Origin of the sequence: Flavobacterium amylolyticum, assembly GCF_048284335.1 — a bacterium.
In the GTDB taxonomy this organism is placed as follows: Bacteria; Bacteroidota; Bacteroidia; order Flavobacteriales; family Flavobacteriaceae; genus Flavobacterium.
The window spans coordinates 817,706-844,398 of the sequence record NZ_JBLVPG010000001.1 but is presented as its reverse complement, the minus strand read 5'-3'; the positions used below and the strand labels follow the sequence as shown (position 1 = coordinate 844,398).

19 protein-coding genes are annotated in these 26,693 nt (G+C 35.3%); 8 read left to right on the top strand and 11 right to left on the bottom strand.

Annotated elements, in window-relative coordinates:
• Positions 1 to 20: 20 nt before the first annotated feature.
• Positions 21 to 302, top strand: coding sequence for a FoF1 ATP synthase subunit delta/epsilon (locus ACNQF9_RS03775; RefSeq protein WP_417958913.1), 282 nt, complete (start codon positions 21 to 23; stop codon positions 300 to 302).
• Positions 303 to 382: 80 nt separating this feature from the next.
• Here the strand turns inward: ACNQF9_RS03775 and ACNQF9_RS03770 are convergent, their stop codons facing one another.
• The 7 genes from ACNQF9_RS03770 to ACNQF9_RS03740 all read right to left on the bottom strand — a co-directional run bounded on the left by ACNQF9_RS03770 (position 383) and on the right by ACNQF9_RS03740 (position 7,569).
• The gene (locus ACNQF9_RS03770) at positions 383 to 592 is read right to left on the bottom strand and encodes a helix-turn-helix domain-containing protein (protein WP_417958912.1); all 210 of its coding nucleotides are present in this window, start codon (positions 590 to 592) and stop codon (positions 383 to 385) included.
• 2 nt (positions 593 to 594) lie between these two features.
• The gene (locus ACNQF9_RS03765; protein ID WP_417958911.1) at positions 595 to 1,026 is read right to left on the bottom strand and encodes a hypothetical protein; all 432 of its coding nucleotides are present in this window, start codon (positions 1,024 to 1,026) and stop codon (positions 595 to 597) included.
• Between the two features lie 132 nt (positions 1,027 to 1,158).
• Entirely contained in the window at positions 1,159 to 1,578 is a 420-nt protein-coding gene (locus ACNQF9_RS03760) for a DoxX family membrane protein (RefSeq protein WP_417958910.1), read from the bottom strand.
• A 69-nt stretch (positions 1,579 to 1,647) separates the two neighbouring features.
• Entirely contained in the window at positions 1,648 to 3,831 is a 2,184-nt protein-coding gene (locus tag ACNQF9_RS03755; protein ID WP_417958909.1) for a TonB-dependent receptor family protein, read from the bottom strand.
• Between the two features lie 207 nt (positions 3,832 to 4,038).
• On the bottom strand, positions 4,039 to 5,595 hold the full coding sequence (locus tag ACNQF9_RS03750) for a vanadium-dependent haloperoxidase (protein ID WP_417958908.1): 1,557 nt from the start codon (positions 5,593 to 5,595) through the stop codon (positions 4,039 to 4,041).
• Positions 5,585 to 6,508, bottom strand: coding sequence for a hypothetical protein (locus tag ACNQF9_RS03745; protein WP_417958907.1), 924 nt, complete (start codon positions 6,506 to 6,508; stop codon positions 5,585 to 5,587). Before ACNQF9_RS03745 ends, ACNQF9_RS03750 begins: the two co-directional genes overlap by 11 nt.
• A gap of 521 nt (positions 6,509 to 7,029) precedes the next feature.
• A complete protein-coding gene (locus ACNQF9_RS03740; protein WP_417958906.1) occupies positions 7,030 to 7,569 on the bottom strand; it encodes a hypothetical protein in 540 nt (179 codons plus the stop codon).
• A 295-nt stretch (positions 7,570 to 7,864) separates the two neighbouring features.
• Between ACNQF9_RS03740 and ACNQF9_RS03735 the strand changes: the two genes are divergently transcribed.
• The 4 genes from ACNQF9_RS03735 to ACNQF9_RS03720 all read left to right on the top strand — a co-directional run bounded on the left by ACNQF9_RS03735 (position 7,865) and on the right by ACNQF9_RS03720 (position 12,437).
• A complete protein-coding gene (locus ACNQF9_RS03735; protein WP_417989854.1) occupies positions 7,865 to 9,016 on the top strand; it encodes an aminotransferase class I/II-fold pyridoxal phosphate-dependent enzyme in 1,152 nt (383 codons plus the stop codon).
• 113 nt (positions 9,017 to 9,129) lie between these two features.
• Positions 9,130 to 9,747, top strand: a complete 618-nt coding sequence (bioD, locus tag ACNQF9_RS03730) for a dethiobiotin synthase (RefSeq protein ID WP_417958905.1) — start codon at positions 9,130 to 9,132, stop codon at positions 9,745 to 9,747.
• Between the two features lie 85 nt (positions 9,748 to 9,832).
• Positions 9,833 to 11,104, top strand: coding sequence for an adenosylmethionine--8-amino-7-oxononanoate transaminase (gene bioA, locus ACNQF9_RS03725; RefSeq protein ID WP_417958904.1), 1,272 nt, complete (start codon positions 9,833 to 9,835; stop codon positions 11,102 to 11,104).
• A gap of 178 nt (positions 11,105 to 11,282) precedes the next feature.
• Positions 11,283 to 12,437 (top strand): beta-ketoacyl synthase N-terminal-like domain-containing protein, encoded by a 1,155-nt coding sequence (locus tag ACNQF9_RS03720; protein WP_417958903.1) that lies wholly within the window; start codon positions 11,283 to 11,285, stop codon positions 12,435 to 12,437.
• 36 nt (positions 12,438 to 12,473) lie between these two features.
• Here ACNQF9_RS03720 and ACNQF9_RS03715 read toward each other — a convergent pair whose 3' ends face one another.
• Positions 12,474 to 12,965, bottom strand: coding sequence for a regulatory protein RecX (locus ACNQF9_RS03715; RefSeq protein ID WP_417958902.1), 492 nt, complete (start codon positions 12,963 to 12,965; stop codon positions 12,474 to 12,476).
• 379 nt (positions 12,966 to 13,344) lie between these two features.
• Between ACNQF9_RS03715 and ACNQF9_RS03710 the strand changes: the two genes are divergently transcribed.
• Together ACNQF9_RS03710 and ACNQF9_RS03705 are read left to right on the top strand one after the other, a co-directional pair.
• Positions 13,345 to 16,695: a PA14 domain-containing protein gene (locus ACNQF9_RS03710; RefSeq protein WP_417958901.1), complete on the top strand. Its 3,351-nt coding sequence runs from the start codon at positions 13,345 to 13,347 to the stop codon at positions 16,693 to 16,695.
• A gap of 245 nt (positions 16,696 to 16,940) precedes the next feature.
• Positions 16,941 to 20,840, top strand: a complete 3,900-nt coding sequence (locus ACNQF9_RS03705) for a T9SS sorting signal type C domain-containing protein (protein WP_417989675.1) — start codon at positions 16,941 to 16,943, stop codon at positions 20,838 to 20,840.
• Between the two features lie 58 nt (positions 20,841 to 20,898).
• Here ACNQF9_RS03705 and bioB read toward each other — a convergent pair whose 3' ends face one another.
• The 3 genes from bioB to ACNQF9_RS03690 form a co-directional block, all read right to left on the bottom strand.
• Positions 20,899 to 21,978: a biotin synthase BioB gene (gene bioB / locus ACNQF9_RS03700; RefSeq protein WP_417958898.1), complete on the bottom strand. Its 1,080-nt coding sequence runs from the start codon at positions 21,976 to 21,978 to the stop codon at positions 20,899 to 20,901.
• Between the two features lie 285 nt (positions 21,979 to 22,263).
• Entirely contained in the window at positions 22,264 to 22,719 is a 456-nt protein-coding gene (locus ACNQF9_RS03695; RefSeq protein ID WP_417958897.1) for a hypothetical protein, read from the bottom strand.
• A 94-nt stretch (positions 22,720 to 22,813) separates the two neighbouring features.
• Entirely contained in the window at positions 22,814 to 23,755 is a 942-nt protein-coding gene (locus ACNQF9_RS03690; protein ID WP_417958896.1) for a bifunctional riboflavin kinase/FAD synthetase, read from the bottom strand.
• A gap of 215 nt (positions 23,756 to 23,970) precedes the next feature.
• Here ACNQF9_RS03690 and ACNQF9_RS03685 point away from each other — a divergent pair, with 215 nt between their 5' ends.
• On the top strand, positions 23,971 to 26,670 hold the full coding sequence (locus ACNQF9_RS03685) for a zinc-dependent metalloprotease (RefSeq protein ID WP_417989674.1): 2,700 nt from the start codon (positions 23,971 to 23,973) through the stop codon (positions 26,668 to 26,670).
• Positions 26,671 to 26,693 lie beyond the last annotated feature (23 nt).

The following is a 26,693-nucleotide window of genomic DNA, read 5'->3' as shown; positions in this document are numbered from 1 at the left end:
AATTCATAATTGAAAAAATTATGATTTTAGAAATAGTATCACCAGAAGCAAAATTATTTTCAGCAGAAGTGACTTCGGTTACATTGCCAGGAGTCGATGGAAGCTTTCAAATTTTGAATAATCACGCACCCATCGTTTCTATTTTAGGAAAAGGTGTCGTGAAAATTACAGCTACTACTTTCGCTTTCGCAAAAGAAGTAGCAAGTAAATTCACGAAGCTAGATGATCAAAATTATGCGCTAGCAATCACTTCAGGAACAATTGAAATGAAAGACAATAAAGTTATTGTTTTAGTTGACTAAAGTAATTTAGATTATAAAAAAAAAGCCTAACAGAATTGTTAGGCTTTTTTTTGGTTTAAAAATTATTGCTCTTTCTTTCACTATGTTTCTTTTACATATTCAATAATATCTCCGGGTTGACATTCCAGAATTTCACAAATTAGCTCTAAAGTCGAAAACCGAATCGCCTTTGCTTTTCCGGTTTTTAAGATAGAAAGATTGGCGGTTGTAATTCCCATTCGATCCGCCAGTTCATTAGAACGCATCTTTCGTATAGCGAGCATTATGTCTAAGTTGATTATAATAGACATGGTTATATTGTTAGATTATTTTCCGTCTCGATGATATTTCCTTTTTTAATAACATCAGAAAAAGCTAATAGCCCAATGCCAATAGCAAGTAGTAATAAATACATGATAATATCAGATAGTATTTGGTCTTCTGGCGAATGATTCATATTCAATAGTCTAATTATGATTCCAAAAACGCTTATTAGCAACAAAAGATACCCACTTCTTTTAAATCTCTCTGAGCTTTTAAAATTAAAAAGCCCTTCTTTAATAAATGCTTGCAGTCCTTTTTGAATATTAAGTATCGCTAATATTAAGATCACTATTTGTAATAACATTATATAAGGACTAAAATTTCCGAAAATAGATTCCTTGTACATTAAAGTTATTTCTTCGCTAGTCATGTTATACCGTAAGCATTCGTCTATTGGGATAGCTAAGATTAATAATCCCATAAAGATTTTTAAAACCCAATTTAAAATAATAATTTTTCTCATATTTTTTTCTTGTAAATATATAAAATTATTGATAAACAATAATTAAATAGTTAAAAACAATAATTAATTATCGAAATTAACAAAGATTAGTTAATGGGTTTGTTTGAAATTCATTTCTGTATAATATTTTTCATTGTATTTTCCTGCAACCACAAGGGCTCCAGAAATTAGAATAAGATTTTTGATTATATATTGCCCGGCCAAAGTAGGGCAGTAAGGAAAAGCATCAAAACAGATTGTTTTTAGAATAAAAACGGGAAAAAATGTAGCTGCCATGTGCATTAATAATAGCGGGATAGTATAAGGAATACAACGTTTTATAAGCAAGCCAAGACCTATAAGAACTTCGCAAATACCAAGAACCGGAATGAATATTTCTGGTTTAAACCAATAAACGGTTTGCTCTACTAATTCACCAGCCGGACTCATCCCGAAAATTTTTAAAGCACCAAACCAAACGTAAATTATTGCCAGAGCAATTCGCATCATATTGACACTGTGTTTTTCCATTTTTTTACTAAATCTAAAATAAAAGAAGTTGAATGTACGCATCATGCTATGTATTCTTTTTAGTTTTGTTTAAATTTTTATGGAAACGGTGCCTGAAACTGTTCTTCCATCTGATGGCCAAATTCCTGGCCCTGGGTAGAATTGAGGCCGTTTTGTGAAATAATGATTATCTAGGATATTGTTAGCATTGATCTGAACTTTAATTTTATCGGTTAATTGTATTGCCAAATTTAAATCGAGTAATTGATAGGAAGGAACTATGCCACTGGCACCACTAATTGATGGTTTAACGGTATTTAATGCGTCAGCAAAACTATCAGAAGTGTAACTGTAAAGGGCTGAAAGACTAACGACAGCGTACGTAAGAGTAAATCCATTTCTACTAATCCAGTTTGGAACACTTTCTACTTTATTTCCACTAACATTAGTATTGGTAGTGCCGGACTTTATAATTGCATCCTGATATTTCGCATCCATATAAGAAGAGGAAGTAAAGATGGATAAACTTGCTTGGTTTCCTATATAGAAATCTTTTTGCAAAAATAATTCGACTCCTTTGGTTCTGGAATCTCCAATGTTAGTTTTAAAAATAATTAGATCGCCTTGTGAGTTGGTTTGTGCGATGCTTCCCAATCGATTATTGTACTGAAGGTAAAAAACGGTTGCATCCCATTTTAAGGACTTCCATTTGCCTCTAAAACCAGTTTCAGCATTATAACCGTAAGCATCTTTTAGATTTTTATCGGAGACTTCATAAATAGAAGTAGGAATAATATCTTTGAATATTACAGGCCGGTACGCTTGTGATGCACCGCCATAAAGATTTATATTTTCGGTTAGATCATATTGTGCACTTATACCAAATAAGGGAAAATTATGTTGGATGGAGTTTGGTAACTCGGCATCTGAGTAATATGTGGTAGTTCCTGTCAATTTGGTTTCGCCCTTTTCTATTCGTGCTCCTGTGTTAACGGAAAATCTATTCGAGAACAACCAGCGATTTTCAATAAATAGTGCAGTGTTATTCGTTTTAAAATGAAGGTCTCTTCCCCATCCCGGAGTGACTAACGATAAGTCAAAGTCAGTTCCAGTTGTTCCCTTGCCTTGCTGTTGGCGGTGCAAATCGTTATTCATGAACTGAATTCCTGTTGTAAACGTATTGGTGTATTTAAAAAATTTATAGGAATGGAGTACCCTAAGTTCTGTTGTGTAACTATTGAAGTGGTCAATGTCAACTTGGCGATTCGTGTATTGAAGTGTTGATGCTTGAACTGCATCATCAATAGTTGCTGGTTTGTCAAACAACACACTGTTTCTGGATCCGAGAACAGCTGATGATGTAAGCTGTAATTGTGTTTTTGGAGCAATTTTCCAATCTATTTTCATTGATGGTATATGAATATTAGGATTGTAATAATTTCTGGATCGAGTGGACATTTTCGGGTTACGGTTAAACTGTTCATCCGTTAGCGGACCAGCAAGATGAGTGACGTAATTGGAATGAGTCCACTCTAACTTGAAATGTAGCTTCTTAGAAGGATCATAGAAAAAGGATATTGCTTCGGCATTATACTGCGAATCACTATTGTCTCTATAACCTGTAATCCATTTTTTGTTTATCCAAGTACTGTATCTGAATTTTCCAATTTTACCGGATGCTCCATTGTACGTACTAACCAGTCCATAAGAACCAATTGTATTAATAGTTTCAAAAATAAAGGCTTTGGTGGAGTCTGGTTGTTTACTAATGTAATTAAGCATACCGCCAAACTGGGCGCCGTATTGCAAAGACCCCGTTCCTCTTAGTAATTCAATGCGCTCCACGGCTTCCATGGGAATGTTGTAATGGCTTGCGGGATAGCCATACATATCAGAGTTGGTAATGATTCCATCTTTACGGATGTTAAATTCCCAGCCGCGGTGTGGATCAAGACCACGAACAGCAATGTTCATTTGATTGCCTGTGCCATCCATATCATATACAAAAACACCTGGAACTTTAGCGAAAATTTGCCGTCCATATTTTTCCGTCAGTGCACTATTTTTTTGTGTCATGTCAATGACTTCATTTTTCTTCCCAGAATAAATGTACGTTCCTTGTATTGGGGCAAGTCGAAGAATATCCTGTTTTATCCGAACTGTTTCAACCTTTACAGGGTTAAGATTGTTAATTTTTGTGGAATCTATTGGTATTTGAGCCAGCATTGGGAGTGTAAAAAACAAGACTGTGAAAACAAATATCGAGGGTTTCATTTTATTATTTTTGAGGATGTTCAGGTTTGTCATTAAATAATTTAGTCTAGCTTTAAATTTGTCAGGATGTTGATTAAAATCAGTTATTCATAAAAAAATATGTTTTTAATTGTTGAAAAAAGCCTAACAGGTTTCCAACATCTGTTAGGCTGTAGCTGATAAAAGTATTTAAACAAACCATTTACAAATTATCAACTTATATTTTAATTATTCCGCTCCATCTATTGTGGCTCTTGCAACAGCAAATCCACCTACTTTTTCACCTAATTCAAGTCCTTTTTCACAATCACTCCTGTAATGAATAGCACCTAATAAGCGCGAATCAGAGGCCTGTTTAGCCATAGTTGAAAAGCTTTTCGCCTTTGCAGGAATAATATGCGATAAAACGGCACAAGCAGCACCACTAAAGGTAGAGTGACCTGATACATAAGCAGGAAAATTTGGAATCCCGGTTAATGTCTTTATAGATGGATCCATTTGACAAGGCCTTGGATTAAAATAAAAGTATTTTGCATCCCAGCAACTTATAGCCGCGTCCATCATGGCAATATTCAATAACGCCATATTTCTGGCCCATCGTACTTCACTATAATTTTGGGCTACAAATTCTTCAGCAGCAATAGCATTCCAGTGGCCTGGCGGTGTGTACGTACCTACGCCATCAGCCCAAAAGGTAACAATTTCCATGTTTTTTCTAGTAGCATTTTTACTGTTGGTTTTTACTTCAGCTAATTCTTTAGCAAATTGTTCTGATTTCGTGGGAGGTGGTGGGACCGGTCGGCTGGCGATAATCATTTCTGGAGTCATTAAAAATGATTTTACTTTACCAAACATTGGCAACATCGGTGGTCTAGCTGGAAAATCTAGAGATTTCCATGGTATTTCTCCAGTGGAAGCGGTTTGCGTCTCCAGTTGTGTCCAAAGAACCGGATTGCCAATAGCTGCACCAGCACCATCCGCAGCTGCTCTGGCAATAAACTTAGCGGCAATTTTTCTGCCTAAAATAATTCCAGCATCAACATCACTTCGAACATTGGCACCACTAATAATGCGATATATTTTTTGCTCTTCTGCTTTTTCTTGTATGTAAGCGATTTCTGTTGGGAATAATAATTTTAACAGTTCAACAGTTACTCCTGCTAAAACAGCATCTTCGGATGGATACGAAGGCAAGGTGCTTTTTGGGATTAAAACGGGTAACGTTGCATCAACTGTAAAAGGTGCCGCTCTGTTGTATAGTTTTTTATAGTGCCAAGTAGCAATCATCGCATCATATTGTGCGGCACTCACATACGCATACGCTCTGGCAGCGTAAGGAGGGTTTGAAAACGGAAACTGCGGATTCGAAAACGGATTTGCTCCGGAAGGTGCAGGATATGTTCCGTCTTGATTTTGATACGGAGGCCGATTGTGTCGGGCCACTAATGTTCTCATGATTTCATTCCAGCGTAGTACCCCTCCGGCGCTCCAGTATTTGATTATTTTGTGTTGTTCCGGAGTTATGTTTTGTTGGTAACTTTTAATCTCGTTAATTTCTCTTGCAAATGCAGGGGTATTAGCTGCTACCGGTGCGTCAAGTGAGAACTCATCGGCTGAAGTCAATAAGAATGTTTTCCAAGTCCCTGCAAGCACATCAGAATTAGTCGGATTCAATTGAGGAAATTGCTCGTTGCGTTCTGTTAACTCATCACTACACGAGTAGAGTAACGCAAGTAATAAAACCAAAAGAGTATTTGAGGCTATTTTTTGTATTTTATTTTTCATCTTGTTGCGTTGTTTTTTTTAAATTAATAACATAAAATAAACCGCCATAAAAGGTATTGGATTGCCCTACATTTCTCCCTTCAGTGACAAAATTGTAGCCTCCTATAATAGATAATGCTGGTATTTTTTTGAGCGTATATTTAGTATTCAAGCCAATTTTTAACGCATTCATAGTATTGCTAGGAAAAGGCATGTTGTTGGTAGTAATGTCAAATCCTCCAGATTGAGTAACCCAATTGTCTAGAATCACTTCCGTTATTAATCTGTTAGAGCGGTATCCAATCCTAAAGTTTACCGAAATTGCATCTGGCATATTAACTTCATTAGTGTAGTGCATTTCGGTAGTGTAATAGGCATTTCGGTCAATGGTAATATTAGCCCTTTTTACATAAGCGCCTGATATAGTTGTGAAAAAATTGCCTCTTTGGTAATCACCCATTAATCGCAAAGAAGCCGTCTTGCTCTGTAAACCCAAGCTTAATGGAAGATAATCAGCTGGGTAATTAGATACTGGAGCCGAAAGTCCTCCAAGCGCATATAAAGCATAAGTAGCGTTTCCAATTGTTTTTTCAAACGGCATATATTTTACCGTAAGCGATACATCCTGTAATCCTTTTTGACTTTCCATTGTTCCTGCAGAGGCAGTCGTTTCTATGTAAGGTAGGCTAAAAATAAGATTCAATTTATCAGAAACCCCATAGTTGCCCATTAAAGCAACTGACGTTGTGGATACGGTGCCAAAATTGAGGTTTTCTCTTTTAAATGTTCCTTCCCAATACTTGTCCCAACTACTGTATTGGTATACTGTTCCAAAACAAAAATTGCCTTTACTCATCATGATTCCATCAATCTCTGTTTGAGCATTCATAAATAAAGGTGCCAACAGCAGGCAACTCAAGTAAAATTTTTTCATTAAAAAAATGGTTTCGGTTAATAGTTTTATACTTTAAAAGATCTTTTGGTATTCTTATGGCACTGCCTATGAGGCAAACTGCTTGTTGAAATCGGGATGGTAATCCCACGGTAATCGAGTAATCTGCAAATGCCACATCTCCTTGAGCAGGAATACCTACTTTGGGTGCATTTTCTTTGTCGTTAACACTTAGTCTACTATTGAAAATTACGACAAATGATATTGAAGTAAACAGAATGATTTTTTCACTCGGAGTTTACTAAGTTTTCAGGTTTTAAACCAAAGGAGATAGTCCTAATGGTTTAAAACAATTGGCAAAAAAATAAAATAATAATTTGAATTGGATTGGCGAATCAATGATTTTATTGAAGGAATAAGGTACTTCTCGCCGTAAATTTATACCAATGTAGCTAACACTAATCAATTTTAATATCAGAACCCAGAGGCGATATATTAATTTTAAAAAGTAATACTAAATACTATGGATTCAGTATTGTAATGTTTTTGGTATAAAATATAAATTAAACGAAATCCGGAGGTGTGTAGGGTAAAGTGAAATATCCAGAGCGCAAAGACTCTTTTGGATTTTTATTAAATGCAACAAGCTCAGTTTCTTTTTTGGTTAAAAAAGACATACAAATGACTGTGTTGGCTACGTAATCTTTAAGGAAAGATTTTAGTAATTTTTTGACTGGAGACTCTTTTGATGAAGATCCGTTGAATAATTGATTGTCAACAATGTCTTTTAAATCCTGACTTATAGCATCTTGGTGAGAATTGCGCAAGTAGTACAAGCTTAAGATATTGTTTTGAATTCTTTTCTTGAAAATATGATAGCTTTTGTTGTTGATAATCACATCTTCATTTACGTATTCAAAATCAGTGTCTTCAATAAAAGAATATAAAGTTGCATTCAATTGGATTATTTGAAACTCAGGATCCTGTCTTTTTTCCATAGAAGATACCCATGCTTGCTCCTCTTGATAAGCAAACATCAGATAGTATCCCATCACGTTGTAAAACAACGTTACTAATAAGAAAAGTGATGCAATTCGTTTCATATTTGCCGAAAGTAGAAAACTATTTAATAAGTTAACATCTTCAATATTAATTTTAAGTTTTTTTTAACATAATTTTATGAATTTTATTAATCGAAACCGTTTTCGGAAAATTTTAGGACTATTTTTTTTAGTATTGTTTTTCAATTGTTAATTTTTAATCAATTTAACTTTAATCAATTTTAAAACGACATCTGAAATTAGAATTAATGTGCCAAAATTCATTTATTTAGACAAATTAGCAAACAAAATGGAAGCAAAATTCAGAAACCGAAAAAGATGCCTATTTTTGTCTACTATGAAACATTTTCCAAAAAATCTATCCGCTAAACTGGCATTTCGAAAGCAGAATAATGCGTTGCGACAATTGCCTTTGTCAAGTAAAGCGATTGATTTTTCATCTAATGATTACTTGGGTTTATCTCAGTCAGCAGCTATTTTTGATCAAACGCATCAGTATTTAATAAATACTAAAATCATTCAAAACGGAGCTACAGGTTCTCGATTATTGTCAGGTAATCATAAACTGTATCCAGAAACAGAAGATTTCATTGCTCAGTTTCATCAATCCGAAACCGCATTAATTTTTAATTCGGGCTATGATGCTAATATTGGTTTTTTTGGTGCAGTTCCCCAAAAAGGCGATTTAATTTTATACGATGAATTGTGTCATGCTTCTATACGAGACGGAATTCAATTGTCGAATGCCAAAGCCTATAAATTCAATCACAATGATTTTGAAGATTTAGAAAAGTTGATTGTACGGAATCCAGATACGGTTATTTATATCGTCACCGAATCTGTTTTTTCAATGGACGGAGATTGCCCTAATCTAGAACAGCTGACCCAATTGTCTACGAAACACGAGTGTTATTTAGTTATTGATGAAGCGCATGCTTTGGGCGTTTTTGGTTCAAAAGGGGAAGGATTTGTTAAAATGCTAGGCTTACAAGATCATGTTTTTGCCCGCATTATGACTTTTGGAAAAGGATTGGGATGCCACGGAGCCGCGATTTTGGGTTCGGTTGAATTGAGAAATTATTTAGTAAATTTCGCCAGAAGTTTTATGTATACCACAGGACTTTCACCACATGCTGTTGCGACAATTTTGATTGCGTACCAACATTTAAAAAATGATTCGGCTCCAATTTTAAGACTAAGAGAAAATATTGTTTTTTTTAATCAGCAGAAAAATACGTTGAGTTTAAAACCGCTTTTTGTGCGAAGCAAATCGGCAATACAATCAGCGATTATTCCGGGAAACGAGAAAGTCAAAACCATTGCCAGTCAATTACAGGAAAAAGGATTTGATGTAAAAGCCATACTTTCTCCAACCGTTCCTGAAGGGCAGGAACGCCTGCGTTTTTGTTTACACAGTTATAATTCAACTGAAGAAATCTCGGAAGTGTTAAGTTTGTTGAGTACTTTTGTTTTTACAGCGCAAGGTTGATACGGATTAAGCAAATTATCGTTAATATTTAAATTTAAGAGGGCTGATTTATTGCAAGAAAATAAAGTGAAACTATTTTTAAGGGAGTGAATCTTTATGAAACAGAAAAATTTATGAAACTATTCATTACAGGAATTGGAACCGATGTAGGTAAAACGATAACCTCGGCCATTATAACGGAAGCTTTAGAAGCTGATTATTGGAAACCCATCCAAGCGGGTGATTTAGAAAATTCGGACAGCCATAAAATCAGATCTTTTTTGTCCAATAAAAAAACAGTGATCCACCCCAATAGTTATGCTTTAAAGACGCCAGCAAGTCCGCATCTCGCAGCAGAAATAGACCGAATTACCATTAATTTACAAGAGATTATAGAGCCCAAAACGAACAATCACTTGGTGGTTGAAGGTGCAGGAGGTGTTTTTGTTCCGTTGAATTCAAATGACTGTGTTATTGATTTAATTCAACCCGATTATAAAGTGGTTGTGGTTTCCCGTCATTATTTGGGAAGTATCAATCATACGTTATTGACAATTGAAGGATTGCAAAACCGAAAAATTAAGGTAGCAGGAATTGTATTTTCTGGCGACGAAAATAAAGCGACCGAGAATATAATTTTAAATAAAACGGGCATAAAATGTATTGGGCGAATAGAGCAAGAGCCTTATTTTGACCAAAATGTAATAAAAGAATATGCTGAATTGTTCCGGGAAAAGCTATTGGAATTATAAATTAAGAAATAAGAAACAGGAAGTATGGATACGCTATTGTATGAATTCTTCTATCTTGTTTTTTACTTCTTTTATCTAAGATAAAATGAACTTAACAGAAAGAGATGGCCAATATCTTTGGCATCCGTATACCCAACACAAAACGGCAGCATTGCCTATTGCCATCAAAAAAGGAAAGGGCGCTTTACTTTGGGACGAAAATGATAAAGAATACATTGATGCAATTGCGTCCTGGTGGGTGAATCCTTATGGACACTCGAATACCTTTATTGCTGATGCGATTTACAAACAGCTCACGACATTAGAACATGTGTTGTTTGGCGGATTTACACACGAACCCGCTATTTTGGTAGCGGAGAAATTGATGGAAATTTTACCGAAAAACCAACAAAAAATATTTTTTTCTGATAATGGCTCTACTGCAGTTGAGGTTGCAATTAAGGTAGCTTTACAGTATTTTTATAATAAAGGAGAAAAGAGAACTACAATAATCGCTTTTGAAAATGCTTTTCATGGCGACACGTTTGCGGCTATGGCGGCAAGCGGAATTTCATTTTACACCCAAGCTTTTCAGGGAATGTTCATTGATGTGGTTCGGATTCCGGTTCCTGTAAAAGGACAAGAACAAGAAAGTTATGATGCGTTACAATTGGTTATAAAAAAGCACAGTTGCGCTGCTTTTATTTTTGAGCCATTGGTCCAGGGAGCCGCTGGAATGGTTATGTATGAGCCGGAGTCATTAGATCAATTGATGCGAATTTGTCAGGGAAATAAAGTGCTTACTATTGCTGATGAAGTTATGACGGGCTTTGGAAAAACAGGTAAAACTTTTGCAATGGATTATTTAGTAGAAAAACCGGATATGATGTGCTTGTCTAAAGCGTTGACCGGAGGGACTATTCCTATGGCAATTACTACTTTTACTCAGGATTTATTCGATGCTTTTTATGATGACGATATTAATAAAGCCTTGTTTCATGGGCACACCTTTACTGCAAATCCAACGGGTTGTGCGGCGGCTTTGGCAAGTTTTGACTTGTTGCAAACTACTGAAATGCAGGCTAATATCGTTCGGGTCAATCAACGCCATTTAGATTTTGAGCAACATATAAAAAACCATCCAAAAGTAACCGTCACTCGTGTTTTAGGAGTCATTTTTGCTTTAGAAATAAAAACCGAAAGTGTCGCCAGCTATTACGGAAGCCTACGCAATACACTCTATAATTTTTTTATTGAAAACGGGGTTATTTTGCGGCCAGTAGGGAATATTGTTTACATTTTGCCTCCCTACATTATAACAGATGCGCAATTGCAAAAAATATATCAAGTAGTTGAAAATGCATTAGATATTGTTTAGTTGCAGGTCGTATATTTTTCTAAGATATAAAATCGAAAAGAATTAAAAGACCTGTAGAATTAAGGTAAAGTAGTGTTGTCTGCAAGTAATTTTTGCTGTAAAGTTTAGAAAGATTGCAAACATCTCTGTCACTTTTGGAAAAACTTTGCGACCTTTGGGGTTAAATAACAGTAGTACTTTGTCTAAAAAAATTTCCATTACAGCCATAGCGTCCATCTCACCTTTAGGAAATACACCTGAAGCTATTTGGAAAAATTACCTCAATGATGAACATTGTTTTTCGGAATCAATTTTGGATCATAAAAAAACGTATGTTGCTAAACTGGATCCGGATTCAAAACAAAGTGTAGATGCTATAAGTGAGTCAGACCATAAATACAAATCGTTAGACAAATCAGTTTTGTACGCGATGGCGGCTTCGCGAATAGCAGTGGAAAAAGCGGGCTGGACTACAAAGGATATTTTTGGAATCAATATTGGTTCATCCAGAGGAGCAACAGATTTATTCGAAAAACACTATCAGGAGTATTTAGAAACTGGAAAAGCACAAACGTTGGCTTCTCCCACGACCACTTTGGGGAATATTTCTTCCTGGGTTGCGCATGATTTACAAAGTTCAGGTCCGGAAATTTCTCATTCTATTACGTGCTCTACAGCTTTGCATGCTGTATTGAACGGAGTGGCTTGGCTTAGAGCAGGAATGGCAGATAAATTTCTGGTTGGTGGTAGTGAAGCGCCATTGACTGATTTTACGATTGCTCAAATGCGTGCTTTAAAAATATATTCGAATAGTGCGGCAGCGTATCCAAATCGTGCGTTTGATTTAGAAAAAAAACAGAACACGATGATTCTTGGTGAAGGTGCCGGAGTTTGTTGTCTTGAAGTGGGTGAAACCGAAAATGCATTAGCATACATAGAAGGGATTGGGTACGCTACTGAAATTCTGGAACATAATATTTCTATTTCTACAGAAGCGATTTGTTTCCAGCGATCAATGAAAATGGCCTTACAAAACACTAATTTATCCGAAGTAGATGTTATTGTAATGCATGCTCCTGGAACTATAAAAGGGGATTTGACAGAGTATAAAGCAATTCAGAAAGTTTTTGGTATCTCACTTCCCTTGTTGACTACCAATAAATGGAAAATAGGACACACTTTTGGAGCTTCAGGAATATTAAGTATGGAATTAGCAATACTGATGATGCAGCACAACACGTTTATCGGAGTTCCTTTTGCGGAAGCACAAATACAAAAGAGACCCATCGGTAAAGTATTGATAAATGCAGTAGGTTTTGGCGGAAATGCAGTGAGTGTACTTTTGAGTTTATAATCGGTAAAAAAGAGCGCATTTACATTAGGGAATGGTTTAGAAATCCATGTCGTTTTTGTTTAAATTCTCCAGCTCTTTTGCTTTCTCATACACCAAATTACTTTCAAATCCTTTGCGTAACAAATAATCACAGAATTTTTTTCTTTTTTTTAATAAATTGGGTTCTCGTATGAATTTCCAATGTCTCTCTGCTAGCGCATGAAAAGTTGATGCATACTCTTCAATGGTAATTTCTTTGAGTGCCAGGTTAATGTTGTATTGAGTGATCTTTCTAAATTTTAATTCATTGACGATTCTAATTTTACCCCAGAACTTAATACGGTGTTTCCCTCTGGCAAAACTACAAGCGAAGCGTTCTTCATTGAGGAATTTTTCGGAGATAAGATGCACTATGATCGTGTCGATTTCATCAGATTCCATTTTCATACTTCGCAATTTTTGAACCACTTCTTCGTGACAGCGTTCCTGATAGGCACAATAATGCTCTATTTTAGGTATGGCCACTTTTACGGTATAGATCGGGTTCATTTTTTTGTTTTATAAGTGTTGCAGGGGCAAAAGAATTTCTAAAAGCATTAAAATTTATATTCAAAAATAAGGTTTAAATCTATCTTGTTCCAAGAGATCGTTAAGAATTTATTTTTCTTTAAATAGAGAGAAGCTCGCTTTTAAAGGTCAAATATTTCTTTAAAGTAGGGTAAGTCTGCGTAAATATTTTATTTTTGTGAGTAATTTTCTAGGTTTTTAAATTGTTAAAACAGGTTTTTCAACAGATTTTTGGGTTATTCGTCGATTAAATTGTTGTTTATTTAAAATCCAAAACTATCTTGTGTACCAAATTTTGTTTGTTGCATAAATAAATTAAATGATATTTAATTAGTTATTAGGATATATAAAACAATGTCACATGAATAAAAAATTACTTTTAATACATACTAGAATACTTTTTTTCGTTTTTTTTATGTTGTTGTCTATTGAATCTAATGGACAAACAACTCTATTTCAATTTAATTTTGAAAATGGAGTTGTTCCAAATATCGATAATGTTGTTGGAGTGCCAGAAATTTATCAAAGTGGGGTAAGTAATGCAGTACTGAGCACTATTAATGCTTGTGGAGGAAGTAATTCGTTGTCTGGTAACGGCTGGAATACAGGTAATTATTTTTTGTTTGTTGTAAACACTACTGGATATGAAAACATGACTTTTTCCTATTGTAACAGTACTGATAATACCGCTATAGGCCCATTTTCCGTCTTAGTAAGTCCGGATTCAGGCGGCACAACAAGTACTATTATTTCTTCATATACTCCAACTATAAATGCTAATGGTACAAAGACAAGTATTACTTTGCCTGCTTCAGCTAATAATAATGAAGTAGTTTGGATCGCAATTTACAAAGATTCAAATCCAACGGGCAATGGAGTTAGAACGCTTTTCGTTGATAATGTTACATTAACTGGATGCCCCATAAGTGCAGGAACATTATCAGGTAATCAAAACATATGTACATCTGGTTCAAAAACAACTACTTTTACCTCCACCGTGGCGGGAGGGACCTGGACCAGTAGCAATACCTCTGTCGCTTCAGTCAATCCAATAACAGGGGTGGTAACAAGCGGGTCTTCAGCGGGGAGTGCAATAATAACCTATAGTGTAAGTTCAGGGTCTTGTGTGAAAACAAGTACAATAACAGTAAAAGTGAATCCTTCACCTTCTATTCCAATAGTAAGTTCTGTCACCCAGCCAGATTGTGCAATTTCTTCAGGCAATGTAGTTTTAAGTGGTCTGCCCTCTGGTTCTTGGACGCTAATTAGAACTCCAGGAGGGAATACAACTACAGCTACTGGAACAAGTACAACAATTTCAGGACTTTCTACTGGGGCGTATACATATTCAGTAGTAGGTTCAATTAATGGATTAAAAGGGGAGTATTTTAACAATATTACACTAACAGGAACGCCAGTATTGACACATGTTGATGGTACAGTTAATTTTAATTGGGCGGGTGGAAGTCCGAATAGTTTAATTAATAATGATAATTTTTCAGTAAGGTGGTCAGGACAAATACAACCGCTATACAGTGAAAACTATACTTTTATAACAAAAAGTGATGATGGAATCAGATTATGGGTGAATGGAGTACAAATCATCAATAATTGGACAAACCATGCGGAAACGGAAAACACAGGGACGATAACTCTTACAGCAGGTGTAAAATATGATATCGTTTTAGAATATTATGAAAATACAGGTCAGGCGTTATCTCAATTATCGTGGAAGAGTACAAATCAAGCCTCGCAAATTATTCCGCAATCTCAGCTATATTCGCTTTCCAGTTGCGGTTCTTCTGATTCAGCAAATATAGTTATCAATGCACAGCCTTCAAAACCATTAGCTCCAGCAGTAGAAACTACCATACATCCCACCTGTGTTATTGGCTCAGGAAGTATTGTCTTGAATGGTTTGCCTGCTGCGGGCACATGGACATTATATCAAAACGGAGCTTCAATAGGTACGGGTACAGGGGTCTCTAAATCTATTACAGGTTTAGCTCCAGGAAATTATACTTTTACAGTTGCAAATAGTACTTGTTTGTCAGTCGCATCCCCTAATGTATTGATCAATCCATTGCCGTTAGAAGCAATTTATAATGGGAGTTGGACAAATGGTCCACCAACGATTGATCAAAAAATTGTTTTTCAAGGAAGTTTTAATATTAATATGGATTTAGTGGGTTGTTCTTGCGAAGTAAAATCAGGAAATGTTATTATTGCAACCGGGAAAACCATGACGTTGACTAATGGCCTAACTGTATCGGGGGGTAGCATAGAGTTTAAGAATAACGCAAGTTTAGTTCAAATAAATAACGTTATAAATGTTGGAAAAATAAAATATGAAAGAGAAACAGTAACTCAGGTTGATAGGTATGATTACACATATTGGTCGACTCCTGTGTCGCCGCAAACACTTTTTGCCGTTTCACCAACAACGCTCCCGGGTAGATACTATTATTTTGATGCAAGTGTGAATAATTTTGTTTCGATAAATTCTTCAAATTCAATGGACAAAGGGATTGGGTATATCATAAGAGGACCAGAAGAGAACTTTGCTCCCAAAGCTCCAACTCCAATTAAAGTAATATTTGATGGGGTGCCACACAATGGAGATGTTGAGGTTCCCGTTACGGTTACTAGTGCAGCTTCCTATCTTATAGGAAATCCATATCCTTCTGCATTGGATGCCGATCAATTTTTACTTGCGAATAGAACAGTATTAGGTGGGACACTCTATTTTTGGACCCACAATACAGAAAGATTTATAAGTGGTAATAAGTATCTTTACACTTCGGATGATTATGCTTCATACAATTTAACAGGAGGTGTAGCCACACGTTCTAAAGCACCAAGTGACCTTAACTCAGTTCCTGTTATCCCTATGGGGAAAATAGCTGCGGGTCAAGGTTTTTTTGCGAGTACTTTTGCATCAGGTAAAATATCGTTTAAGAATAGTATGCGATTAGGGGGGAATGTTAATACACAATTTTTTAAATTAACCTCTAAAGAGCAAAAAAGCGGAGGAATTGAAAAAAACAGATTGTGGTTGAATCTTACTAATAGTGAAGGCGCTTTTAAACAAACCCTTTTGGGCTATATAACAGGAGCCAGCAATGAATATGACAAAATATATGACGGAGTAAGTTTTGACGGTAATACATTTATTGATTTTTATAGTGTTCAAGATGATAAAAATCTTGTAATTCAAGGAAGAGCTTTGCCGTTTGATGAAAACGATCAAGTTGTGTTAGGCTACAAAACTACTATAATAGGAAATTTTACTATAGCAATAGCTCAAAAAGATGGTCTTTTTACCACTCAAAATGTATATCTGGAAGACAAGGTGATGGGAGTAATTCACGATTTAAAAAGTTCAAATTATAATTTCACAACTGAAAAAGGAGTTTTTAATGATCGTTTTGTACTGCGTTATACAAATAAAACATTAGGTCTTGGAGATTTTGATAAGATTGAACAAGCGGTTTTGGTATCAGTAAAAAATAAGCAAATTAAAATCAATTCGGCATTAGGAATAATTGATAAGGTTTTAATTTATGATTTACTGGGTAAGCAGATTTATAAAAAGACGAATGTTGAAAATAACGAATTTATGGTACGAGATCTAGGATCAAGTGAGCAAGCTTTAATAGTGAAAACGATTCTGCAAAATGGTCAAACGGTAACGAATAAAATTATACTTTAAAAAGAATCTAAAATAGATTTCAAAATCCCATTCTGTATATTCAGAATGGGATTTTTTCATAAAAAACAGTTGCAATTCATATTAAGGCATAAGTGTAAATATCACTAAATGTGGGTATTGTAATGAGAAAGGATTGTTTATATATTTATAAAAGTTATTTTTAAGATTTTCTTATTTGTAAATTTTAGTAAGAAATACAAACAATTTTAATCAGTTAATATGAAAAAAAATCACTTACTAAAATTATGAATTTTGGTGCAACTCAGACAAAAGCCACCAACCCTTTTCCAATAATTAAATGGCAATATTTCACTTTCTTTTGTGTTTTCTTTTTAATCAATGTTGCTTTTTCGCAACAAGGAAAGACTGATACAACATTCAATACTTATGATGACGGATTGCAAGGAGATGGTTTTGATGGGGCCGTGAGAACAGTTTCTCTACAAACTGATGGGAAACTGATTGTTGGCGGAGATTATTTAAATTTTAATGGTAGTTCAACATCCTATTTATGTCGGTTATTATCAGACGGATCCAAAGACCCATCTTTCAATTTAGGCACAGGAATAAATGGAAAGGTATACTGTTCCCTTATACAGCCCGATGGGAAAATTATTTTGGGAGGATCATTTACCTTGTGTAATGGAAAATGGGCCAATCGCTTAATTCGGGTAAATAGTGATGGTTCTGTTGATACTACATTTGATACAACCATAGCGGCGAGTTCTGGAATAATATATGCCATGGCTTTACAATCGGACGGAAACATAATCATAGTAGGTAGTTTTACAAAATACAATGATGTGAGTAAAAATAGGGTAGTACGACTTTTGCCTAACGGAACTTTAGATTCGGGATTTGTAACTGGTATTGGCGCAAATGGATTGATCGAGGAAGTTCAAATTCAAGGCGATGGAAAAATAATTCTGGGCGGATCATTTATTTCTTTTAATTCAACAGCTTGTAGTAAAATAATTAGATTGAATGCAAACGGAGTTGTGGATACTACTTTTACACAAGGGACTGGTTTTAATAATGATATTTCAGCACTTGCCGTGCAACCCGATGGAAAGATAATAGTTGGTGGTAGCTTTGACACCTACAATGGTGTTACTGTTAATAGAATCATTAGGTTGAATTCCAATGGAACGATTGATGCTTCTTTATTATCTGGATCTGGATTTGATGGCGGAGTGGTTGAAATTATAAACATAGCTTCGACAGGCGCTATTATGTTAGGCGGATCTTTTAGTGGGACATATAATGGAGCTAACGTCAATAAATTAGTTTTACTGGATTCTAAAGGTGTTATTAATCCTTCGTTTGATATAGGTTTGGGACCTCAGACGGGTACAGTAAATACACTGGCAGATGAGTTAGGGAATTTTTGGTATATAGGCGGCTCGTTTTCTGTTTTTGATTCTCAAAATCAAGGGAGGCTTGCCAGAATTGACGCTGTGGGAGCTCTAGATATTGGGTATCTTACAGCTGGAGTTGGTTTTGACAATTCGGTTTATAAAGTTCTTTCCTTAGTCGATAATAAAACCATGGTTTTAGGAAATTTCACTAAATTTAATGGAACTATTTGCAGCAGAATAGCATGTTTGTCTCCAGATGGAGTGTTTGATTTGTCTTTCAATGTTTCGGGTACAGGCGCAAATAATTCAATAAAAACGGCTCTTGTACAAGCAGATACTAAAATTGTTTTTGCAGGGGCTTTTACAAATTATAATGGAACGGTCCAAAACAGAATTGTGAGAACTTTGGCAGACGGGTCTATTGATGCTACTTTCATCACAGGAATGGGTTTTAATAATCAAGTTTATGCTTTGGCTTTGCAACCTGACGGCAAAATAATTGTGAGTGGAAATTTTACAAATTATAACGGTAACCTTAGGAATAGGATTGTTCGTTTGCTTTCTGATGGGACATTAGATCCCAGTTTTAATATCGGTTCAGGAGCGGATGCTATAGTAGAAGCCATTTTGGTTCAACCGGATGGGAAAATAGTTTTAGGAGGCCAGTTTTCTATTTTTAATGGGTCTTCTTTTAATCGAATAGTTCGTTTGAATGCGGATGGAAGTATAGATACTGGGTTTTCTATAGGTAGTGGTTTTGATAAAAATATATATTCTGTAGCGCTACAATCTGATGATAAATTGATTGTTGGGGGGACATTTTTAAACTATAAAGGTGTTTCCGCAAAAAGAATTCTCCGATTGAATCGTGACGGGAGTTTGGATACTACTTTTGCAATGGGGGCTGGTTTCAGTAATGGAGAAATTAGAGCGATTTTGATTCAGCCTGATGATCGATTATTGATTGGAGGAACTTTTTCTGGAACGTACAATGGGACTGCTGTAAAACGCATGGTGCGATTGCTTGCAAACGGAATTTATGATACTACTTTTTCAGTGAATTTAAATAGTACACTGTATAGCATTTGTTTTACCCCAAATAATAAAGTCATGATTGGTGGAAATTTTAATTCTGTTTCCGGTATAACTAAACATAGAATAGCCCGAATTAAACTGTGTACAAATAGTTCAATTTGGAACGGTACTTCTTGGAGCAACGGGTTGCCTTCGTCTGAAAAAACACTAATTTTTAATGCCAGTTACAATCCAACTACTTCTCTTAATTCTTGCTCTTGTGCTATTAATTCAAATAATACAGTTCGTATTCCTGATGGACAAACGTTAAGTTTAATCTTTGATTACTCTGGTTCAGGAACATTAATTTTAGAAAATAATGCTGCGCTATATCAATCCGAAGATCAAGTTAGTAATTCTGGAATTATTCAACTAAAAAGAAAAACAACGCCGATTCTTTTAGCGGATTATACCTATTGGTCTTCCCCTGTTTCAAGTCAAAAATTAATTGATGTTTCCCCGGACACACCTTCTGATAAATTTTATTCCTTTGACGCTTCCAAAAAATCATGGTTACCGGAGATTCCAACTAATGTTATGACTGTAGGTAAAGGATACATTATACGTGGTCCTGCAACTTTTTCGAAAACGGTTTCTGCTAATTATGAAGCTTTGTTTACAGGAATTCCAAACAACGGGCTGACATCAGTTCCAATTGCCACAACGCAAACCTCAAATCTGATAGGTAATCCTTATCCTTGTGCACTTGGTGCAGATTTGTTCATAAATGCGAACAAAGGAATCCTGGACGGAACTATTTACCTCTGGACGCACAATACGGCTATCAATAAAAACACATATACATCGGATGATTATGCAGTATATAACTTATTAGGTGGCGTGGGTACGAGTGCTGCGACAAATTCTGGAGTTAATAACAGCAAACCAGATGGCAAGATTGCATCTGGACAGGCTTTTTTTGTTACCAGTATCAATGGGGGAGGGATGGCTGTATTTAATAATAGTATGCGGTTAGTGGGACAAAATTTAAATTTTTTTAAATCGAATAATAGTAAAAAACTAGAATCAGATTTGGTGGAGAAACATCGCATCTGGTTGAATTTATACAACAATGAAGGCGCTTTTAAGCAAATTTTAATAGGATATGCAAGTGGAGCAACCAATGATTTTGACAGTTCTTTTGATGGAGAGAGTTTTAATGGAAATCAGTATCTAGACTTTTATACCATAAATCAAGATAAGAATTTAGTAATTCAAGGAAGAGCTTTGCCTTTTGAAGAAACAGATGAAATTAAATTAGGGTTTACCACTATGTTGGCAGGAACATTCATAATTAAAATGGACCAGATAGATGGACTATTTTTACATAAAAGTATTTTTATTGAGGATAAATTAAACAATAATATCGTAGACTTATCAAAAGGCAGTTATCTTTTTACCACAACAGTAGGGACATTTGAAAATCGTTTTAAATTGATTTATAGTGATAAAACATTGGCAGTAAATGAATTTATAAAAGAGGAAAACTCAATTTTTGTTTCGAGTGAAAACAAACAATTACAAATATATTCAACACAAGAGTTGATAGATGAGGTTTCGATATACTCCTTAGCGGGAAGAAGCATATATCAAAAGAACAAGATAAATGCAATGGATTTTTCTATATCTGGTTTAGGTACTAATCATCAAGTGATGCTAGCGAAGATAGTTTTGAAAAATGGCCATTCCATCGTCAAAAAAATAATTTATTAAAAAATAGGCATAAAAAAACCATCTTGTTTGGGCAAGATGGTTAGAATTTTTTTGTTTTTTATTTACCTGATGCTTCAAGATTTCTATCGATTGTATGTCCTGGTCTGGACCATTTTGGTTTTTCGCCTAATGGAGCAAATTGAGAATCAGAAGCTTCAACGGTTTGAGGTTGAGAAACTTTTGTAAAAGGTTTTTGTGGATTTAAACCTAACATTTCAAACATTTTCATGTCCTCATTTACATCAGGATTAGGAGTAGTCAGTAATTTATCTCCTGCAAAAATAGAATTGGCACCTGCAAAGAAACACATAGCCTGCCCTTCACGGCTCATGTTCATTCTACCCGCTGATAAGCGTACTTGAGTTTCCGGCATGATGATTCTAGTAGTGGCTACCATACGTATCATTTCCCATATTTCAACAGGTTTTTCTTGTTCCATTGGAGTTCCCTCCACAGCAACCAATGCGTTTATTGGTACTGATTCCGGTTGTGGATTTAACGTAGAAAGTGCTACAAGCATTCCGGCTCTATCTTCGATACTTTCTCCCATTCCAATTATTCCGCCACTGCAAACTGTAACATTTGTTTTACGAACATTCTCAATGGTTTGCAAACGGTCTTCAAATCCGCGGGTTGAAATCACTTCTTTATAATATTCTTCAGAGGTATCTAAATTATGATTATAAGCATATAAACCGGCTTCGGCTAGCCGATGTGCTTGATTTTCAGTGATCATTCCAAGCGTACAGCACACTTCCATGTCTAGCTTGTTTATGGTACGAACCATTTCCAGAACTTGATCAAACTCGGGGCCGTCTTTTACGTTTCTCCATGCTGCTCCCATGCATACGCGAGAAGATCCACTCGATTTTGCGCGTAAAGCTTGCGCTTTTACTTGGCTAACGGACATTAAATCATTACCTTCAATTTCAGTGTGATATCTTGCTGCTTGTGGACAATACCCACAATCCTCCGGGCAACCGCCAGTTTTTATAGACAATAAAGTTGAAACCTGAACCACATTAGGATCATGATGCTCTCTATGAATTGAAGCTGCTTCATAAAGTAAATCCATCATCGGTTTGTTATATATTGCGATAATCTCGTCTTTCGTCCAGTCGTGTTTTGTGATGCTCATTGATGCGATTTTATGATGCATCAAAAGTAGTCAAATTGTTCTAAAGAACCAATGGAATAGTATTGAAAAGCCTGTTGCGAAGTTTTTATGACTAAATTGGTTTAGTTGTAAACTGACGTTCCTCTATTTTATGAGTTACTGAAGTACTACTCTATTCACTACTTTAATTTCTAATGAAAGTAAAGCAGATTTTAAAAAGATAGAAAATAATAAGGTCGCAAAGAACAAGTTAATAGCCTTTTGCGACCTTGAATAAATAAATTAAAGCTGAATCAGTAAGCTTAGCTATGATTCAGCGCCGTGTTTGTCTGAAGCATAACGGGTGTCCCAATACAGCATAAGGATAAATGTAACGATTACAGCGGATACGATTCCTTCAAATAGTAAAGAAATAGAATATGTCATTACAGATGGTTCACCTCCAAATAAGAACGTTTTTGATAATGACCCAACGTATGCGTCTCCACCTTTGGCATAGCTGTAAACAATTAAACCAATAATACTCAAGAAAATTCCTGTTAGGGCTGTTAATAGAGCAGAAACAGCATTAGAAACTAATACGACTTTCCCTTCAGCGAAATTAGATTTTATCGTTTTGTAAGTGCCATAGAATACAAACAGTACATTGAACAAACGTAATAAATAAATGTCCGCTAGACCCAAAAGCTCCATTAATAAGAAATATAGGCCAATTCCTATGAAAATTATAAGTCCGTTTACTAATTCTTTAGGTAGTTTCATACAGCTAGTTTTAAAATTTTAAAAAAGATACATTTGTTATAAACAGTATACTATCTTCAAATTTACAGAAAAAAAGGGAATTTTTATGAAAAAATCAAAAATTATTCAAGAAAGCAAGTGCTGTTTTCTTGTCTTTTTCAAGTTGTTCTTTTAGTAAATCAACCGATTTGAATTTTTGTTCTGAGCGAATTCTTTGTAGTATGGAGATGCTTATTTTGGTGTTGTATAAATCAGAATTAAAATCAAAATAATGAATTTCGATGGATTGTTTTTCGCCATCAACAGTGGGGTTAAACCCAATATTCATCATTCCAAAAACTGTTTTTTGATGTATTGTACTTTTTACAATATAAACCCCATTTTGAGGGATTAGTTTGTAATCTTCTTCAATTTTTAAGTTAGCCGTAGGGAAACCGATTGTCCTTCCTATTTGTTTTCCTTTAGCAACTATTCCAGTCAGAAGATAATCATATCCTAAATATTTGTTGGCCAATGATATGTCTCCTTCGCGTAATGCATGTCTGATTTTGGTAGAACTTACCGATATCTCATTTATTTCTTGAGCCGATATTTGTTCGACATCAAAATCGTATTTTTTTCCAAAAGCGACAAGATCATCAATATTTGCGGTGCGATTTCTTCCAAATCGATGGTCGTAACCAATAATTATTTTTTGGATATGAAATCGATCTACGAGAATTGTACGAACAAATGCTTCGGCAGTCAATCTTGAAAATTTTTCGTCAAAGGGATGAATGATTAAATTTTGAACACCAATATTTTCCAATAAATCTATTTTTTCGGGTATGGTATTCAGTAATTTTATATCTGATTTTTCTTGTAAAACCATTCTGGGATGAGGAAAAAAAGTAAGCACTAAGCTTTCGTATTTGTCTTTTTCTGTCCCGAAACTCTGGGATTGAATAACTTTTTCCAGAATTTTTTTATGCCCAATATGAACTCCGTCAAAAGTACCTAAAGTTAGTATTGTTTTTTTAGCGGAAGTGAAATCGTCGATAGAATGAAAAATCTTCAAAGCATGTGTTTTATAATAGTGCGAATTTAAGATATCTATTTTAAAAGTAGCCGTATGAACAATTGATTTTCAAGAGAATTTCAAGAAAAAACAGGAAAAATGGATTTAAAAATTAAATATCATTGAATTTGCTTGTAATTGGTTTAAAATATCAATTAATTGAATCCTAGATTAACATAAATACTTTAATTTTGAGGTTTAAATATCATGAAATTATGAAAAGAATTATACTATTTTTTATAATTATTTTTTCCATTTCGGGAGTTCAGGCTCAAGATGGTTCTTTTTGGAAAAAAATTGCTCAAGATAAAGTTGCCGTTGCTGATAAAGTGACTGGTAAACCAAGTGTGGACGATCAGTTATTGTTCAATTTGAATGCAATTGCACTCCAAAATTCTTTAGAATCACTCCATAATAAAAAAGGAAAACAGAGTAGAATTGAAATTACTATCCCTAACAGGAAAGGAGATTTAGAAAAATTTTTGGTTTGGGAATCTTCAAATTTTGAACCCGAATTGCAAGCCCAACATCCTAATATAAGAGCCTATAATGGTATTGGAATAACAGATAGAAATGCCTCTCTTTATTTCAGTTTCTCTCCAAAAGGAATACAGACTATGGTTTTAAGAGGGGAAAGTGGCTCTGAATTTATTGAACCTTATACAAAAGATAATGCTATTTATGTGCTTTTTGACTCTAAAAGCAGAGCCCGAGGGAGTTTGCCTTTTGCTTGTAATACGGAAGATGTCGTTTTAAACAAGCAATTGTTAAACAAGACTAGTAAAGTTGTTGCTAGTAATAAAGTTTTTAAAACCTTAAGACTGGCTTTATCTTGTACGGGCGAGTACACTGCGTTCCATGGAGGGACTGTTGCAAATGCTTTGGCGGCTATGAATGCTACTATGACAAGAGTTAACGGGGTTTTTAATAAAGATTTAGCTGTAAAACTGAGTATTATTGCCAATAATAATCTCATAATCTACACAAATGCTGCTACTGATCCTTATTCGAATGCTACAGAAGGAGTAGCTGGAAAATGGAACCTAGAATTACAGGACAATTTAAACGCTACAATTACAAATTCCGGATACGATATTGGCCATTTATTTGGTGCGGATGGTGGTGGAGGAAACGCCGGTTGTATAGGCTGTGTGTGTGTAAATCCTACGGTGGATAACCCCACTGCAAAAGGAAGTGCTTTTACGTCACCCAGTAATGCAATTCCTCAGGGTGACACTTTTGATATTGATTTTGTAGCACATGAAATGGGGCATCAATTAGGTGCAAATCACACGTTTTCTTTTGAAATTGAGGGTACAGGGGTTAATGTGGAGCCAGGCAGTGGTTCAACAATTATGGGATATGCAGGAATTACTGCGGGCTATAATGTTCAAAACAATTCAGATGATTATTTTGCTTATGCAAGCATTAAGCAAATACAAGAAAATCTTTTGTCTAAAACGTGTCCTACGAGTACTGTTATTAATAATGACCCACCAACAATTAGTGCGGGCCCAAATTATACCATTCCTAACGGTACTGCATTTATTTTGAAAGGTACTGGATCTGATGTAAATGGTGATGTGGTTACTTATTGTTGGGAACAAAATGATACGGCTGTCAATACTATAAATCCTTCAGTAAATGAAGACGGTGATTTTAGTTTTGCATCCCCTACAAAAATCAATGGACCTAATTTTAGATCTTTTTATCCCAGTAGTTCACCGGTGCGCTATATGCCTGCTTTTGTTTCGGTTTTGGCCAACAAACTTACAACGACCTGGGAGTCTGTCTCTACAATTGAAAGGACACTTACTTTTACATTAACGGGCAGGGATAATGCAGCTCTTGGGACAGCGCAAACTAATACGGATGAAATGGTGGTAAATGTTAGTGGGACAGTAGGCCCATTTGCAGTAACGTCACAAAACACCGAAAATTTAAGTTGGTTATCAGGAACGACTCAGACGGTGACTTGGAGTGTAAATAACTCCAGCACTTTAATTGGTTCAGCAAATGTGAATATAAAACTGTCAACTGACGGAGGATTAAATTTTACAACGGTGTTGGCTTCTAATACGCCCAACGATGGTTCGCAAATTATTACGGTTCCAAATGTAACGGCTAAAGATTGCAGAATTTTAATTGAGCCAACAGCAAATATTTATTATGCTTTAAATAGTAAATCTTTTGCAATTGGTTATTCTGTTGCTTCCTCTTGTAGTACGTATGCTTTTTCCACCCCATTTCCAATACCCGAATCTACTACGTATGCCACCCGAACAATTACCGTACCAGCTACATCTGATGTCATATCCGATGTAAATTTTTCGGTTGCTTTTACGCATACCTTTTTGTCAGATGTGCAAATAGAGGTTGTAAATCCACAAGGAACTGTCGTGAAGTTATTTGAGAGAAGTTGTGGTTCTTCAAGTCGCAGTTTAGTGCTGAATTATGATGATTTAGGAACTCCTCTTGATTGTGGAGTAGCTACGGTTCAGACCGTAGCGCCATTTGAATTGTTATCTGCATTTAATGGGATAAGTCCGCAAGGAAATTGGACTTTACGCGTTCGTGATTTAGATCAAAATGATGTTGGAACTATAGACTCAGCATCAATAACAATTTGTACCAAAACATATACTTTAGGAACACCAGACTTTGAAATCAATGATTTTGTGGTGTATCCAAATCCCAATAAAGGGAATTTTAATGTTCAATTTACCACTAAATCCTCTGCAGAAGTGAAGGTAATGGTCTATGATTTATTAGGAAGGAACCTTTTTGAAAATGAATTTCAAAACAAGCCTAGTTTTAATGAAAACATACAATTAAAAAATGCTTCTCCAGGTCTTTATTTCCTGACGGTAATTGATGGGGACAGAAAAGAGGTTAGGAAAATAGTGATCAAATAGTGGAAAATAACGTTGAAAGAAGG

What these genes read in the sequence shown, in the direction of transcription:
- ACNQF9_RS03710 (WP_417958901.1), top strand. Translation starts at nt 13,345, where the DNA reads ATGAATAAAAAATTACTTTTAATACATACTAGAATACTTTTTTTCGTT.
- ACNQF9_RS03775 (WP_417958913.1), top strand. Translation starts at nt 21, where the DNA reads ATGATTTTAGAAATAGTATCACCAGAAGCAAAATTATTTTCAGCAGAA.
- ACNQF9_RS03740 (WP_417958906.1), bottom strand. Translation starts at nt 7,569, where the DNA reads ATGAAACGAATTGCATCACTTTTCTTATTAGTAACGTTGTTTTACAAC.
- ACNQF9_RS03760 (WP_417958910.1), bottom strand. Translation starts at nt 1,578, where the DNA reads ATGGAAAAACACAGTGTCAATATGATGCGAATTGCTCTGGCAATAATT.
- ACNQF9_RS03770 (WP_417958912.1), bottom strand. Translation starts at nt 592, where the DNA reads ATGTCTATTATAATCAACTTAGACATAATGCTCGCTATACGAAAGATG.
- ACNQF9_RS03765 (WP_417958911.1), bottom strand. Translation starts at nt 1,026, where the DNA reads ATGGGATTATTAATCTTAGCTATCCCAATAGACGAATGCTTACGGTAT.
- ACNQF9_RS03705 (WP_417989675.1), top strand. Translation starts at nt 16,941, where the DNA reads ATGAATTTTGGTGCAACTCAGACAAAAGCCACCAACCCTTTTCCAATA.
- bioB (WP_417958898.1), bottom strand. Translation starts at nt 21,978, where the DNA reads ATGAGCATCACAAAACACGACTGGACGAAAGACGAGATTATCGCAATA.
- bioA (WP_417958904.1), top strand. Translation starts at nt 9,833, where the DNA reads ATGAACTTAACAGAAAGAGATGGCCAATATCTTTGGCATCCGTATACC.
- ACNQF9_RS03750 (WP_417958908.1), bottom strand. Translation starts at nt 5,595, where the DNA reads ATGAAAAATAAAATACAAAAAATAGCCTCAAATACTCTTTTGGTTTTA.
- ACNQF9_RS03695 (WP_417958897.1), bottom strand. Translation starts at nt 22,719, where the DNA reads ATGAAACTACCTAAAGAATTAGTAAACGGACTTATAATTTTCATAGGA.
- ACNQF9_RS03745 (WP_417958907.1), bottom strand. Translation starts at nt 6,508, where the DNA reads ATGAAAAAATTTTACTTGAGTTGCCTGCTGTTGGCACCTTTATTTATG.
- ACNQF9_RS03755 (WP_417958909.1), bottom strand. Translation starts at nt 3,831, where the DNA reads ATGAAACCCTCGATATTTGTTTTCACAGTCTTGTTTTTTACACTCCCA.
- ACNQF9_RS03715 (WP_417958902.1), bottom strand. Translation starts at nt 12,965, where the DNA reads ATGAACCCGATCTATACCGTAAAAGTGGCCATACCTAAAATAGAGCAT.
- ACNQF9_RS03735 (WP_417989854.1), top strand. Translation starts at nt 7,865, where the DNA reads ATGAAACATTTTCCAAAAAATCTATCCGCTAAACTGGCATTTCGAAAG.
- bioD (WP_417958905.1), top strand. Translation starts at nt 9,130, where the DNA reads ATGAAACTATTCATTACAGGAATTGGAACCGATGTAGGTAAAACGATA.
- ACNQF9_RS03685 (WP_417989674.1), top strand. Translation starts at nt 23,971, where the DNA reads ATGAAAAGAATTATACTATTTTTTATAATTATTTTTTCCATTTCGGGA.